Consider the following 13,194-nt stretch of genomic DNA (forward strand, 5'->3'; position numbering starts at 1 on the left):
CATGCCCGCAAAGGGTAAGCACCGCCGTCCGAAGTCCGGCCCGATCTCCCGCGGCGTCCTCGCCGCCGGGACCGGTGGCGCCGCACTCGCCCTCCCGCTCATCGCCGCCACCACCGCCAACGCGGCCGACCAGGCGGCCCCGGCCGCGAAGCCCGCCGCCGCCTCGGTCGCCGCCGCCCACACCGCCCCGGCCGCCGCCCCCGCCGCGGCCGCCCCCAGGACGTACTCCGTCGTCTCCGGCGACTACCTGTCGAAGATCGCCGCCGAGTACAAGATCAAGGGCGGCTGGGAGAAGCTCTACCAGGACAACCGCTCCACCGTCGGCGACGACCCCGGCCTGATCCACCCGGGCATGAAGCTGACCCTCGGCGCCAAGGGCTCCGCCCCGGCCCAGAAGTCCGCCGCCCCCGAGGCCGCCCCGAAGAAGGCCGCACCCGCTCCGAAGGCCGAGCCCAAGCAGGCCCCGAAGGCCGACACGGTCTCCGCGGACGACTCCGAGGGCTCCGGCGACCCGGCGCGTACCGGCTCCTCGCAGGCCACCGGCTCCGGCTGGTCCGCCCCGCTGGCCAACCCCAACGTCACCACCCAGTACCGCGCTTCGGGCGCCAGCTGGTCCAGCGGCTACCACACCGGCTCGGACTTCCAGGCCGCCTCCGGCACCCCCGTCCTGGCCATCGGCCCGGGCACCGTGGTCTCGGCCGGCAACAGCGGCTCGTACGGCAACGAGGTCGTCATCAAGCACGAGGACGGCATGTACTCCCAGTACGCCCACCAGTCCGCGCTCAACGTCTCCGTCGGCCAGACCGTCGCCGGCGGCCAGCAGATCGGCCTCTCCGGCTCCACCGGCAACTCCACCGGTCCGCACCTGCACTTCGAGGTCCGCACCGGCCCGAGCTACGGCTCGGACGTCGACCCGATCGCGTACCTGCGTCAGCACGGCGTCTCCGTCTGATCCGGCACGAAGAAGTAAGCGAGGGGCGATGTGCTGTCAGCACATCGCCCCTCGCTTATTCCGCCTTTACCAAAAACTGACCGGGTGGTCTATCTCACCACCCGTCAACCCCATATTACGGTCGCGTAGGTCACATCGAACGGTGCAGGATACGGGGTTGTGGCAGACGATTCGAGAAACAACCGGCAGAACACCATCGGGTCGTACGCGGCGATCGGCGACAGTTTCACCGAGGGCGTCGGCGACCCCGGCCCGGACGGCGCCTTCGTCGGCTGGGCGGACCGCTTCGCGGTGCTCCTGGCGGACCGGCTCCCCGCCCCCGACGAGGCGTCCGGCCCCGGCGACTCCCCGCACGGGAACTTCCGCTACGCCAATCTCGCCGTACGCGGACGCCTCCTCGACCAGATCGTCCAGGAGCAGGTCCCCCGCGCCAAGCAACTGGCCCCCGACCTGGTCAGCTTCTGCGCGGGCGGCAACGACATCATCCGGCCCGGCACCGACCCCGACGACCTCGCCGAGCGCTACGAGCGGGCGGTCGCCGATCTGAGCAACGCCGTCGGCACGGTCATGGTGACCACCGGCTTCGACACCCGGGGCGTTCCGGTGCTGCGCCACATGCGCGGCAAGATCGCCACGTACAACGTCCACCTGCGGGCCATCGCCGACCGCTACCGGTGCCCCGTGCTGGACCTGTGGTCGCTCCGGTCCGTCCAGGACCGGCGCGCGTGGGACGCCGACCGGCTGCACCTGTCGCCCGAGGGACACACCCGCGTCGCCCTGCGCGCCGCCCAGGTCCTCGGCCACGACGTGCCCGCCGACCCCGACCAGCCCTGGCCCCCGCAGGCCCAGCGCAGCCCCTTCGACGCACGGCGCGACAACGTCCAGTGGGCCCGCGAATACCTGGTCCCCTGGATCGGCCGACGACTGCGCGGCGAGTCCTCCGGCGACCACGTGGCGGCGAAGCGCCCCGACCTGCTGCCGCTCTAGGGTCAGGACTCCAGCAGCGGAAGCGCACGCCGGGACGGGTTCGGCACGGCCGGCCCGTCCCGCGCCGTGCCCGCGCCGAACCCGGCGGGTATCCGCTCCAGGACGCCGCCGGCGAACACGTCGTACAGCGGCAGCGACTCCAGATGCACATAGCCGATGTGGCAGTCGCACACGGTGAGCGGACAGGCCCGCGGGCCGAGCGCCCGGCGGTAGCTGCCGTCGTAGAGGTTGCCCAGCTCCGCCTTGACGAAGTGGCAGCGCCGCACCGTGCCCTCGCCGTCCACCGAGATCACCGACTCGCCGGTCCGGCAGGGCAGCCCCGCCGAACGGTGCGGTTCACGGCTGTAGGGGAACAGCGGATCCAGCTCCGTCCACCGGGCCGCCTCCTCGTCGGTGTACGTGCGTCCCTCGGCGGCGTTCACCCAGAGGTAGACCTCCTCGGGCAGGGCCGCCCGCAGCCGCCGCGCCTCCTCCAGATGGGCCTCGAACCCCACCACCCCCACGCTGTGGCGGACGCCGAGTGCGGACAGCTCCCGGCACTTCCCGAGGAACCGCTCGTACGGCGTCTGCCCCGGGTGGTACGTGCACCAGAGCGCGATCCGCTCCGGATCGGCCTCCGCCAGCCACGCCGTACGGCCGCTCAGATTCGTCTGGATCGCGACCCGCCCGATGTGCGGCAGCCGCGACAGCTCGGTCAGCGCCCGCCGGTACCAGGAGCGCACCAGCCCCTCGCCCCACGGGGTGAACAGCACGGACAGCCGGTCGCCGGTCTGCTCCGCGGCCCAGCCGGTGAACCGCTCCAGCGCCTCCCGGTCCGACGTCAGCTGCGCACGGCTGTCCCGCCGCTTGGCGAACGGGCAGTAAGGGCAGTCGTAGTCGCACGAGGCGAGCGGACCCCGGTAGAGGATCGTCAGGTCCACGGCCCGCTCACTTCCGCTCGTAGGCGGCCATCGCGGCCCGCACACCGGGGGAGAACAGCGCGGGGCCCAGCGCGTCGGAGTGGGCGAGGCCAGACGCGGACAGCCGCAGCAGGCCGTCCGGCGCCGAGGCGTCCAGCCACCCCCGCGCCGCGAACCCGGCCAGCTCGGCCGGGAAGTCCGCGCCCGGCTCCGTACCGAACCGGGCCCGGTACTCCGCCACCGGCAGCCCCGACGCCTGGAGCAGCGACTGCAGCAGATGCCTCCGCCGGGCCTCGTCCGCGTCGACGTACCGGCCGACCTCGGCCCGGGAGAAGTCCTCCGCGGCGGTGAAGCGGTCGATGATCGACCGGATCTCCCGCATGTCCACCGCGTAGTCGAAGGAGTAGTGCAGGGCCGAGGTGTACGAACGGGCCCCGCAGCCCAGGCCGATCATGCCGTCGGTCTGGCAGGCGTAGTCCTCGGGCCCCTCCTGCTCCCGGGGGGCGTCGAGGCGTCGGAACATCCGCATCGACACCTGCTCGTAGCCGTGTGCCAGCAGGTGGTCGCGTCCCACCGCGTACAGCCGCAGCCGCTGCTCGTCCCACGCGGCCTCCTCCCCGTCCCCGGCCGGAGCACCGGCCGCCGCGCCGCCCAGGCGGTGCAGCCCCGTGAGGGGACGGACGTAGAGCGGATACAGGTACAGCTCCTCCGGCCGCCAGGCCAGCGCGGCGTCCAGCGAGGTGAGCCAGGTGCGCTCGGTCTGCCCGTCGATGCCGTAGATGAGGTCGATGTTCAGCACCGGTATCCGGGCCTCGCGGATCCGGCCGAGCGCCGCTTCCACCTCGGCGCGGCGCTGCGGCCGGACGGCCGCCCGCGCCTCCTCGTCCACGAAGCTCTGCACGCCGATGCTGATCCGCGTCGTGCCCCGGTCGGCGAGCACCGCCAGCCGGTCCGTCGTCGCGGTGGACGGGGAGGTCTCCACCGACAGCGGAACCGAGCGCAGGTCCGCGCCCATCCGCCGCTCGGCCGTGTCGCAGAGCCGCTCCAGCTCCCCGGCGGTGAGGAACGTCGGCGTCCCCCCGCCGAACGCCGCCGCCGCGAACCGCACCGGCTCCTCGTCGCCCAGCGCCTCGCGCACCGCCAGGGCCTGGCGGTCCAGCGCGTCCAGATAGCGCGTCGTCAGCTCCTCCGGCGCGCCGATCCGGGTGAAGAGGTTGCAGAAGCCGCAGCGGACCTCGCAGAACGGTATGTGGAGGTAGAGGGAGAGCGCGTCCTTCGGCTCCGCCGCCCACAGCGTCCGCAGCCGAGGGCGGTCCTCCAGCGGGCGGTAGGCCGTCTTGTGCGGATAGGCGTAGACGTAGCTCTCGTACGGCCGGACGGCGGCGAGCGGGCCCGTGGCCGACGCGGCGGCGGTGGTGGTCGTGGTCATCGGGCGGCCCCCGGCTCGTGCGGTGCGGGTGGTGCGGAGGGTGCGGCCGGTCCGTGTGGTCCGGTCGGTTCTGCCGGTTCTGCCGGTTCTGCGGGTCCGGTCCGTCCGGTCGGCCCGGTCGGCCCGGTCGGTTCGAGGAAGAAGTGGGCGTACGGAACGGTCCACACGGCCGGGTGGCCGAGCCGGTGACCGGTGTAGCCGTCGTCGCCGTAGGCGGTGCCGTGGTCGGAGCAGACGATGGCGAAACACCGGCGGCGGCTGCTCGCCGCGGCGAAGAGGCGGCCGATGTGCCGGTCCACGTACTCCAGGGCCGCCGCGTGGGTGGCGCGCGAGTCACCCCCCTCGCCGGTCGCCCCGGGCAGATGGAACCAGTTCGGCTGATGCAGGGCGGAGACGTTGACGAAGAGGAACAACCGCTGCTCGCGGGGGAGCGCCGCGACGACCTCCTCCGCCCGGGCCACCTGCTCCTCGAACGAGGTGGGCGAGGCGACGCCGAACCCGGGCTCCCAGTGGCTCTCCTGGAACATCCCGGGCAGGACGGAACCGAGCGGCCCCCGGCGGTCGAAGAAGCCGACCCCGCCGATGCACACCGTGCGGTAGCCCTCGGCGGCCAGCCCCGACACCAGATCCGGCGTGTCGAACACGAACGTGCCGTCCGCCGTCGTCTCACTGCCCGCGAACCGCGCCGCGAACAGCCGCGGATGCGGACCGGGCGCGGCGGGCGTCGGCAGGAACCCCGCGAACATCGCCTGGTGCGAGGCATAGGTGAAGCTGCCCGGCGCGTGCCGCTCCTCCCAGACGCCCCCGGGCAGGTGCCGGGCGAGGTGGGGGATGCGCCCGGCGGCCGCCAGCTCGACGGCGACGTCGTGGCGCAACGTGTCCAGCGTGACCAGCAGCAGATCGTGACTGCCCACGACCTCGCCCATGTCGGGCCCTTCGGAACCCTCGGACGGACGGCCCGGGCCGGGGTCAGGAAGCGGTGACTGCACAGTGGTTCCTTGCTCGGTCCAGTACGGCGGCGACCTGCGCCGCGTAGGTGTTCAGGCCCTCGACGCCACTGCCCGGCAGACCGGTCAGTCCGGGCAGCAGATCGCCGAAGGCGTTGACCTCGCCGACGGCGAAGCGCCGCCAGCCGGCCGTGGGCAGCAGATCGACGCCCACGCAGGGCGTCCTCGGGAAGCAGGCCGCCGCCCGTTCGCACATCGCCAGCGCCTCACGCCAGCAGCCGCCGGCCGCCGCCACGGCGGCCCGGACCTCGTCGAGGTCGCCGCGCGCGCCGCCGAGATGCAGATTGGTCATGGGCCCCCTGCTGGTGCGCACCACGGCGTGCGTCGCCCGGCCGCCGACCACCACGATCCGCAGATCTGCGGCCCGCCCCCGCTGCGACGCCTTCGGCAGCCAGCGCTCGATGTGCAGTCCGTCCGGGGCCAGCGCGTCCACGACCGCGCCGACCTCTGCCTCCGAGGTGTAGCGCCGCACCCGCAGCGAGTTGAACAGCCGGCCCGACGCGTCCCGCTCCACCGACGTGCTCGCCCGGACCCGGCCGGGCCCCGCCGTCTCCACCGCCAGCACCCCCGAAGCGGAGGAGCCGTGCGTGAGTTTCACGAACGCCCGCGGCATCCGGTGCTCGCGCAGCGACTCCCGTACGTCGGACCAGCCCCGCACCGGGGCCGCCGCCGGGCCCGACGTCGGCGAGGCGGGCACGGGAACCCCCGCGCGGTCGAGCACACCGTGGCACAGCCGTTTGTCGAAGAGCACGGCGATGTCGGCGGGGGAGCCCAGCACCTCGGCGCCCGCCGCCGAGGCCGCACCCGCCACGGCCTCCACCGCGGCGGTGAAGCGCGCGTACCACCGGGCGGAACCCTCCACCCGGGTCGGGTCGTCGACTCCACGCAGCACCCGCTCCACCTCGGCGTCCTCACCGGGTGAATCGATCCGTACGCTCTCGCCGGGAAGGAACTCCGCCTCTTCGCTCAGCACCTGGAGCCAGGGCACGACCCGGGCCGGCGGCAGACCGGCGGCCCGCACGGCCTCCTCGAAGAAGGCGACCCGGCGGTTGTCCGGATTGCCGACCACCGCGAAGCGCGGCGCCGGACCGCTCCCGGCGCTACTCACTGACCGCGACATAGCGTTCCGGTTCGTCGTCCGGATCCCCGTACTCCTCCTCGGCCTCGCCGGCCTCGACGACGGCCGGGGCGCACGCCGTCCTGATCCGCTCCACCACCGGGGCGGTGAGGTAGTGGTGGCGCAGGTCGAGCAGGGCCAGGTGGTTCAACGGCTGCCCGTGGAGCAGGGCTTCGCCGCCCGCATCGCTCAGCGTGCCCATCGACAGCGCCAGGACCTCCAACCGGGCGACGACGGGCGCCGATCCCACGGCGGCGGCGATCTCGTCCTGGATCTCGCTGTTCTGCAACCCCAGGTGGCGCAGCCGGGGGAACAGGCCGCCCGCCAGGATCGGCCGGATGTCCTCGATCGTGGCGTCGCCCCCGTACCACGAACTGCCGAACCACAGCTCCAGCCGCTCCAGCGCGGGCAGTTCGCTCGCGGTGACCGCCCGTACCAGCCCGCCGGGCAGCCCGCCGGACTCGAAACGCAGCGACTTCAGCGCCGTGTGGCGCAGCGGACGCAGCGCGAGGCCCTCCCGGCCGCAGCCGCGCACGGCGAACTCCTCCAGCAGCGGGAACGCTTCGAGCGCCGGGGTGACGTCGCACATCCGCAGCCAGGAGACCTCGCACTCCTCACCCACCACGTCGGCGAGGAACAGCCCGCGCAGGGCCGGGAAGCGGTCCGCGTGGGCGACGATCAGCTCCATCACCGGGGCGAACGGCGTGTAGTCCTCCTCCCACCAGGGGCCGATGACCAGTGCCCGGACCCGGGTCGTGTCCACCGTCTCCAGGAACTGTTCCCACAGCGGGGCGAAGTCCTCGTCCTCGTCGCACGCCAGCCGCCAGGCGACGGAGTCGGCGGCGGGCAGGGCGGTGGACGACGGCTGCGGGGTGTGGACCGGCAGACCGTGGAAGCGGTCGAGATGGTGGATGTCGATATACGTCATGACGGTGCGCTCCTCACTCCGAGACGGCGGTGTAGCGGCCCGCGGCGCCCCGGTCGCCCCAGGGCTCGCACCTCTCGGAGAGGTCGACGCGCACCCCGTGCGGTTCCAGAGCGGTGCGGACCCGTTCCTCCATCGCCTGGGTGAGGAAGTGGTGGTGGAGATCGAGGAGTTCCAGGTGGGTCAGCGGCTGGCCCTCCAGCAGAGCGGCCGCCCCCTCGTCGCCCAGGGTCCCGTTCGACAGGTCGAGCACCCGCAGCCGGGCGACGACCGGAGCCGACGCGATGGCGGCGGCGATCTCGTTCTGGATCTCGCTGTTGCGCACGCCCAGGTGGTTCAGCCGGGGGAAACGCGTGCCTGAGAGCAGTGGCGCGAGGTCGGCGACACCGGTGTTCCCCTCGTAGGCGGACACCCCGAGCCAGAGGTCCAGCCGCTCCAACGCCGGCAGTTCGCTGTCCAGCACTCCGCGCACCACCTCGACGGGCAGTCCGCCCGCCTGGACGGTCAGCGACCGCAGCCGTTCGTGCTGGGTCGGCGGGAACACCAGGTCCGTGCCGCCGCGCACCCCGAGTTCGGTCAGTGCGGGGAAGGCGTGCAGCAGCGCCGTCACGTCCGACTGCTCGATCCAGGTGATCTCGGCCTCCTCCGCCTCCAGATCACCGACGAACACCGCCTCCAGCGCGGTCAGCCGTCCGGCGGCCGCGATCACCAGGTCGATCGGAACCGAGGACTTCTCCTCGTACGCCTCGCCCCACTGGCCGATGATCAGCGCCCGGACCCGGGCCGGGTCCACCGCCTCCAGGAACGCGGCGAACTCCTCCTCCCAGGGCCGGCTGTCGTCGTCGTACGGATTGACGGAGACGCGCCAGGCCGCGGCGTCCGCGGCGGGGCGGGCACCCGCCTCGGCCGTGTGCTGGAAGTCGACGGCCGGAAGGCCGCCGAACTCGTGCAGATGCTGCGCACCGTACATGGCCCTGAGCTCCTGATCCTGGGGACGGCTGATGTCCGCAAGGTTTATCAAGCCGCACTGACAGTGCCGCGACCGGGATCCGTCCCGGCAGTCGCGGCGGTCCGTTGTCAGACCCTGCCCCTAGCGTTTTTCCCATGGCCGGCACAGCGGGTGCCGTGACCGAGGGGAGACGTCTGTGTACCGGCAGGGCGATGTACTGATCATGGAGCTGGACGAATCGGCGGTGCCCGCGCCCTACCGGGAGGCGCCGGGCGAACTGCGCGACGCACGGGGTCGGTTGGTGCTCGCGCTGGGCGAGGTCACCGGACACGCCCACGCCGTGCAGGGCCCCGGCCGACTGATCCGGGAGGCCGGGCCGTTCGGCCCGATGCTGCTCCATCTCCCCGAGGGCGGGCGGGTGGTGCACGAGGAGCACGCGGTGATCCCGCTCCCCAAGGGCTGGTTCCGCGTCGTGCGCCAGCGCGAGTACGCGCCCGGCGCGGTCCGCATCGTGGCGGACTGACCGCCGCCGGCGCGGACGAACGCGCCCTTCCCACCGGCACAGCCACATCGAGCACGTACAGCCCACATCGAGCACCGTGCGGACGAGCACGGCGGGGAACAGCGGGGACGACGGATGAGCAATGACGTGAAAACCTGGCGGAGCGTGGCGGCCGCGACCGGCCGGGCGGACCGGGCGGCGGCCGAGGCGGGAGTGCGGCGCGCCTACCGCACCGCCGGACTGCCCGCTCCGGACCGGATCGTCTGGGCGGCGTCGCCCCGGGCCGCCGTCGAGACGGTGGAGAAGCTGACGGACGCCGGACGGTCCGTGCGGGAGGAGGTCCGCACCCACCCCTGGGCCGCGGAACGCCGCCGGATGTACGACGCGTTGGGTCCGGAGGGCTGGGCGGCGCTCTGGTCCGCCACCGGCGCCCAGCTCTGGGATACGACGGCCGCGCTCGCCGAGCGGATACGGAACGGGGTCGTCGCCGACCTGGCTTCCGGGCCCGAGGAGGAGGGGGCCGTACGCCTGGTGCTCCTGGACGCCGTGCTCGGTCAGCACGACGCCGCCTGGCTCGCGGCTTTCGACGGCAGCGGCGACCGCCTGGCGGGCCTGGCGGAGGTGGCACGCAACGCCGGCTGGTGGTGGCCCTACGAGAACGCCGTGGTCATCACCGAGCGGCCCGACGTCCTCCACCGCGACGAGGCGGGCCGGCTCGACCACGGCGAGGGACCGGCCCTCGCGTACGGGGACGGCTTCGCCCTGCACGCCTGGCGCGGCATGCCCGTGCCCGCCGCGTTCCTGGCCGAGCTGCCCTCCCTCGCCCCCGAGCGCATCCGGGCCGAGGAGAACGCGGAGCTGCGCCGCGTGATGCTGGAGTACTACGGCTACGACCGCTACCTCACCGAGTCCGGCGCCGAGCCCGTCCACCGCGACGAGACGGGCGTCCTCTGGCGCATCGCGCTCGACGGCGACGAGGACGTGGTGATGGTCGAGGTGGTCAACTCCACTCCCGAGCCGGACGGCACGTACCGCACGTACTGGCTGCGCGTGCCGCCCGCCACCCGGACCGCGAAGGACGGGGTCGCCTGGACGTTCGGACTGGAGGGGAGGGCCTACGCACCGCTGCGCCAGACCTGAGCCGCCGAGGCGGCGGTGCGCGGACGGTGCGGGGCGCGGAGGCGGCGCACGACGCGGAACCGGAGGGGGCCGGGGCGGGAGGGGGAGAGCGAGCGCTCGGGCTGCCGTCCCTGCCGGCAGCCCGGCCGTTCAGCCCGCGCCCGGGGCGTCCGCGACGGCGGAACCGGATGCCGGGGAGCCGGTCAGGGCCGCGAGGTCGATGCCCAGTTCGCGGGCGAGCGCCTCATCGGTCCACCGCAGCATCGTGGCCCGGGAGAGCGGGCCCGCGTACGAGGTCGTCTGCACCGCCATCCCGTCCAGCAGGGCGGTCAGCCGCCAGGCCGCCGACCGCGGGTCCTCGCACCGGAACTCGTCGGCGGCGGCGCCCTCCGCCATGACCTGGGCCAGCTCCGCCTTCCACCGCTGGTCGAGGTCGCCCGCGACCTCCCGCAGCGCGGGGTCGCGCAGGGACGCCGCCCACCCCTCGATCCACAGCCGCCAGCCCTTGGCCTGGCCCGTCGGCGCATACCACCGCACGGCCGCCCGCAGCCGTCGTACGGCCGAGGTGCGGCGGGCCAGCAGCTTGCGGAGATGGGCGAGGTCGGCCTCGGCCGCGTACGCGAACGCCGCCGCGACCAGCTTCTCCTTGGTCGAGAAGTGGTAGAGGACGAGCGCGTTGCTCACCCCCAGCGCGGAGGCCACATCGGCGATCCGCACGGACGAGACCCCGCGGAGCTCGATCTGCCCGACCGCCGCGCGCAGCATCTCCTCACGGCGCTCCGCCACGTTCAACCGGACTCTTGCCACCGGGCCACCCTAACGAATCGGCGGGACCGGCGACCCGGCCCCGCCCGCCGCGGCGCCACCTCCGAGCGGACCCCGCTGCCCCGTTCAGCACCTTCTGGTCGCCCTGTCGTACAGCACGACCATAATGAGACGACACCGACTCCCTCAGGAGATGTTGTGACCGGCGCTGACTACTTGCTTCCGCTCCGCACCCGGCTGCGCTCCCTGCGCACCGAGCCCTTCGGAGCCGACCCGGCCGGAGCGCGGATGGAGCGCATCCGCCGCTCGCCCCATTTCGTCGACGGGTCCTTCCAGAACCCGGTGGGAGCCCGTACCCGTCCCTCCGGGTCCACCGTCGAATTCGCCAAGATCTATTTCCAGAGGGAGCAGCGGGCCCGCAGAACGCCGAACGGCGCCGTGCCCGTCCATCCCACGACCCTCGCGGATCTGGCCGCGCCCCCCGTCTCGGGGCTCCGGCTGACCTGGATGGGCCATTCCAGCGTGCTGGCGGAGATCGACGGCAGCCGCGTCCTGTTCGACCCGGTCTGGGGTGAGCGCTGCTCCCCCTTCCCGTTCGCCGGGCCCAAGCGCCTGCACCCGACGCCGCTGCCGCTGACCGCGCTCGGACCCGTCGACGTGGTGGTGATCTCCCACGACCACTACGACCACCTCGACCTGCCGACGATCCGTGCCCTGGCCGCGACCGACACGGTCTTCGCCGTGCCGCTCGGGGTCGGGGCCCACCTGGAGCGCTGGGGCGTCCCCGCCGACCGGATGCGCGAGCTCGACTGGAACGAGACCACGACCGTGGGCGGGATCCGGCTCACCGCCACCCCCGCGCGCCACTTCTGCGGCCGTGGACTGCGCAACCAGCAGCACGCCCTGTGGGCGTCCTGGGCCGTCGCGGGCCCGGAGCACCGGATCTACCACAGCGGGGACACCGGCTACTTCCCCGGCTTCCGGGACATCGGCGCCGAGCACGGCCCCTTCGACGCCACCATGATCCAGATCGGGGCGTACTCGGAGTACTGGCCGGACATCCACATGACCCCCGCCGAAGGCATGCGCGCCCACCTGGACCTCCAGGGCGGCACCCCGCACGGGGTACTGCTGCCGATCCACTGGGGCACGTTCAACCTGGCCCCGCACGCGTGGGCGGAGCCCGCCGAGTGGACGAAGGACGTGGGCGACGAGGCGGACCAGCCGCTGGCGTTCCCCCGGCCGGGCGAACCGTTCGAGCCGGCCGGGATACTCCCCGTGGAGCCGTGGTGGCGGCCGCTGTCGCCCGCCCTCGCCCGGCCGTGGCCTCTCCCCGCCGACCAGGCCGGCCCCGCACCGGCGGCCAGGGGCGACCTCGACCTTGCCGGAGAGCGCTGACCACCGGGTGTCCGGTGCCCGCCCCGCGGCGGAGGGCCGCCGCCGAACGTTCCGGCGCCGGCCCTCGGCCCACGACGCGTGGAGCGGCCCCGGGACCGCCGGGGACGCAACGATCACCGCTCGGCGTGCGTCTTCCCGGACATGACGGATCTGCCTGAGAGCCCTGTCGGCTTCGACGACGATGACGATGACGATGACGTGGAGGTGCGGCCCGGTCCGTTCCGGCGCCACGCGCTGTGGGTCGTGGCCGTCACCGCGGCCGGAGTGGCGCTCGGCTGGGCAGGCGCGCTGTTCCGGATCGGGCCGGAGGAGTTCGGTCTGCCGCCCGCGGCTCCGGGCGCCCTCCCGCCCTACCTGCTCGCGTGGACGGTGATCGGCCTGGCGCTCGGCGGTGTCCTGCGGTTCGTGGCCGCCAGGGTGCCGGTGTACGAACCGGAGTCGGCCGCCATCGGCGTCGCCATGATCGGTACGCGTCTGTCACTCGGCTGGCGGCCGGAGCCCCTGGAACTCGCCGGTCTGGCCGCCGCCGGGCTGCTGCTGGTGGCCGCCTGGTGCGGCGTCGCGCTGCGCGGGGCGGCCGCCGTGCGACGTTCCGGCGAGGCTCCCCGCCCCACTCGGGACACGCCGACCACCTGCTGACGGTCGCGCCCGGCGAAGGCGGGCAGACTGGGCAGGCCCCCGAATCCCCGTACGAAGGAGCGCGCCGTGGCACTCACCCGTGAAGAACGCGAACAGTTCCTCGCCGAACCCCGTGTCGCCGCCCTGTCCGTGGCGTCGGGGGAGGAGGGCCGGGCCCCGCTGAGCGTGCCGATCTGGTACGCCTACGAACCGGGCGGCGACGCCCGCATCCTCACCGGGCGCACCTCGCGCAAGGCCGAACTGATCTCCGCGGCGGGCCGGTTCACGCTGCTGGTCGACCGGCTGGAGCCGACCATCCGGTACGTCTCCGTCGAGGGGCCCGTCGTCGACACCAGGCCCGCCACCCGCGCCGACCTGGAGCAGATGTCGGCCCGCTACCTCCCGGCCGAGAAGGTTGCCGGTTACGTGGACTTCGCCTGGGAGAACCACGGCGAACAGGTGGTGATCGCCCTGCGCCCCGAGCGGTGGGTCGCCTCGGACCTCGGCCAGGTCTGAGCCGGGGGTGA

At 73.6% G+C, this 13,194-nt stretch carries 14 protein-coding genes; 7 read left to right on the forward strand and 7 right to left on the reverse strand.

Annotated elements, in window-relative coordinates; genetic code table 11:
• The first annotated feature begins 1 nt into the window (after window position 1).
• Both AMK24_RS20270 and AMK24_RS20275 read left to right on the forward strand, forming a co-directional pair.
• The gene (locus tag AMK24_RS20270; RefSeq protein WP_073770213.1) at window positions 2–952 is read left to right on the forward strand and encodes a LysM peptidoglycan-binding domain-containing M23 family metallopeptidase; all 951 of its coding nucleotides are present in this window, start codon (window positions 2–4) and stop codon (window positions 950–952) included.
• 159 nt (window positions 953–1,111) lie between these two features.
• Window positions 1,112–1,939: an SGNH/GDSL hydrolase family protein gene (locus AMK24_RS20275; protein ID WP_073770214.1), complete on the forward strand. Its 828-nt coding sequence runs from the start codon at window positions 1,112–1,114 to the stop codon at window positions 1,937–1,939.
• A gap of 2 nt (window positions 1,940–1,941) precedes the next feature.
• Here AMK24_RS20275 and AMK24_RS20280 read toward each other — a convergent pair whose 3' ends face one another.
• From AMK24_RS20280 to AMK24_RS20305, 6 genes are read right to left on the reverse strand one after another with little or no spacing between them, the layout of a single operon-like run.
• Entirely contained in the window at window positions 1,942–2,859 is a 918-nt protein-coding gene (locus AMK24_RS20280; protein ID WP_073770215.1) for an STM4011 family radical SAM protein, read from the reverse strand.
• Window positions 2,860–2,866: 7 nt separating this feature from the next.
• Window positions 2,867–4,267, reverse strand: coding sequence for an STM4012 family radical SAM protein (locus tag AMK24_RS20285; protein ID WP_073770216.1), 1,401 nt, complete (start codon window positions 4,265–4,267; stop codon window positions 2,867–2,869).
• Window positions 4,264–5,193: an STM4013/SEN3800 family hydrolase gene (locus tag AMK24_RS20290; RefSeq protein WP_242435196.1), complete on the reverse strand. Its 930-nt coding sequence runs from the start codon at window positions 5,191–5,193 to the stop codon at window positions 4,264–4,266. The genes AMK24_RS20285 and AMK24_RS20290 overlap by 4 nt, the downstream gene beginning before the upstream one ends.
• 43 nt (window positions 5,194–5,236) lie before the next feature.
• Window positions 5,237–6,394: an STM4014 family protein gene (locus tag AMK24_RS20295; protein ID WP_073770217.1), complete on the reverse strand. Its 1,158-nt coding sequence runs from the start codon at window positions 6,392–6,394 to the stop codon at window positions 5,237–5,239.
• Window positions 6,375–7,319 carry an STM4015 family protein gene (locus AMK24_RS20300; protein WP_073770218.1) on the reverse strand — a complete coding sequence of 315 codons (945 nt, stop codon included), beginning with the start codon at window positions 7,317–7,319 and terminating at the stop codon, window positions 6,375–6,377. Before AMK24_RS20300 ends, AMK24_RS20295 begins: the two co-directional genes overlap by 20 nt.
• Window positions 7,320–7,332: 13 nt before the next feature.
• Window positions 7,333–8,286, reverse strand: coding sequence for an STM4015 family protein (locus AMK24_RS20305; protein WP_073770219.1), 954 nt, complete (start codon window positions 8,284–8,286; stop codon window positions 7,333–7,335).
• 175 nt (window positions 8,287–8,461) lie between these two features.
• On the opposite strand from AMK24_RS20305, the gene AMK24_RS20310 reads away from it, so the two are divergent.
• Window positions 8,462–8,788, forward strand: coding sequence for a hypothetical protein (locus tag AMK24_RS20310; protein WP_073770220.1), 327 nt, complete (start codon window positions 8,462–8,464; stop codon window positions 8,786–8,788).
• Window positions 8,789–8,902: 114 nt separating this feature from the next.
• Entirely contained in the window at window positions 8,903–9,907 is a 1,005-nt protein-coding gene (locus AMK24_RS20315) for a DUF6745 domain-containing protein (protein WP_073770221.1), read from the forward strand.
• A gap of 129 nt (window positions 9,908–10,036) precedes the next feature.
• Here the strand turns inward: AMK24_RS20315 and AMK24_RS20320 are convergent, their stop codons facing one another.
• Window positions 10,037–10,693 (reverse strand): TetR family transcriptional regulator C-terminal domain-containing protein, encoded by a 657-nt coding sequence (locus AMK24_RS20320; protein ID WP_073770222.1) that lies wholly within the window; start codon window positions 10,691–10,693, stop codon window positions 10,037–10,039.
• Between the two features lie 156 nt (window positions 10,694–10,849).
• Between AMK24_RS20320 and AMK24_RS20325 the strand changes: the two genes are divergently transcribed.
• From AMK24_RS20325 to AMK24_RS20335, 3 genes are all read left to right on the forward strand, one after another.
• Entirely contained in the window at window positions 10,850–12,049 is a 1,200-nt protein-coding gene (locus AMK24_RS20325) for an MBL fold metallo-hydrolase (protein WP_073770223.1), read from the forward strand.
• A gap of 141 nt (window positions 12,050–12,190) precedes the next feature.
• Window positions 12,191–12,688, forward strand: a complete 498-nt coding sequence (locus AMK24_RS20330) for a hypothetical protein (protein ID WP_073770340.1) — start codon at window positions 12,191–12,193, stop codon at window positions 12,686–12,688.
• Window positions 12,689–12,754: 66 nt separating this feature from the next.
• Window positions 12,755–13,183 (forward strand): pyridoxamine 5'-phosphate oxidase family protein, encoded by a 429-nt coding sequence (locus tag AMK24_RS20335; RefSeq protein WP_073770224.1) that lies wholly within the window; start codon window positions 12,755–12,757, stop codon window positions 13,181–13,183.
• The last annotated feature ends 11 nt before the right edge of the window (window positions 13,184–13,194 follow it).

Origin of the sequence: Streptomyces sp. CB02366 (assembly GCF_001905905.1) — a bacterium.
GTDB lineage: Bacteria > Actinomycetota > Actinomycetes > Streptomycetales > Streptomycetaceae > Streptomyces.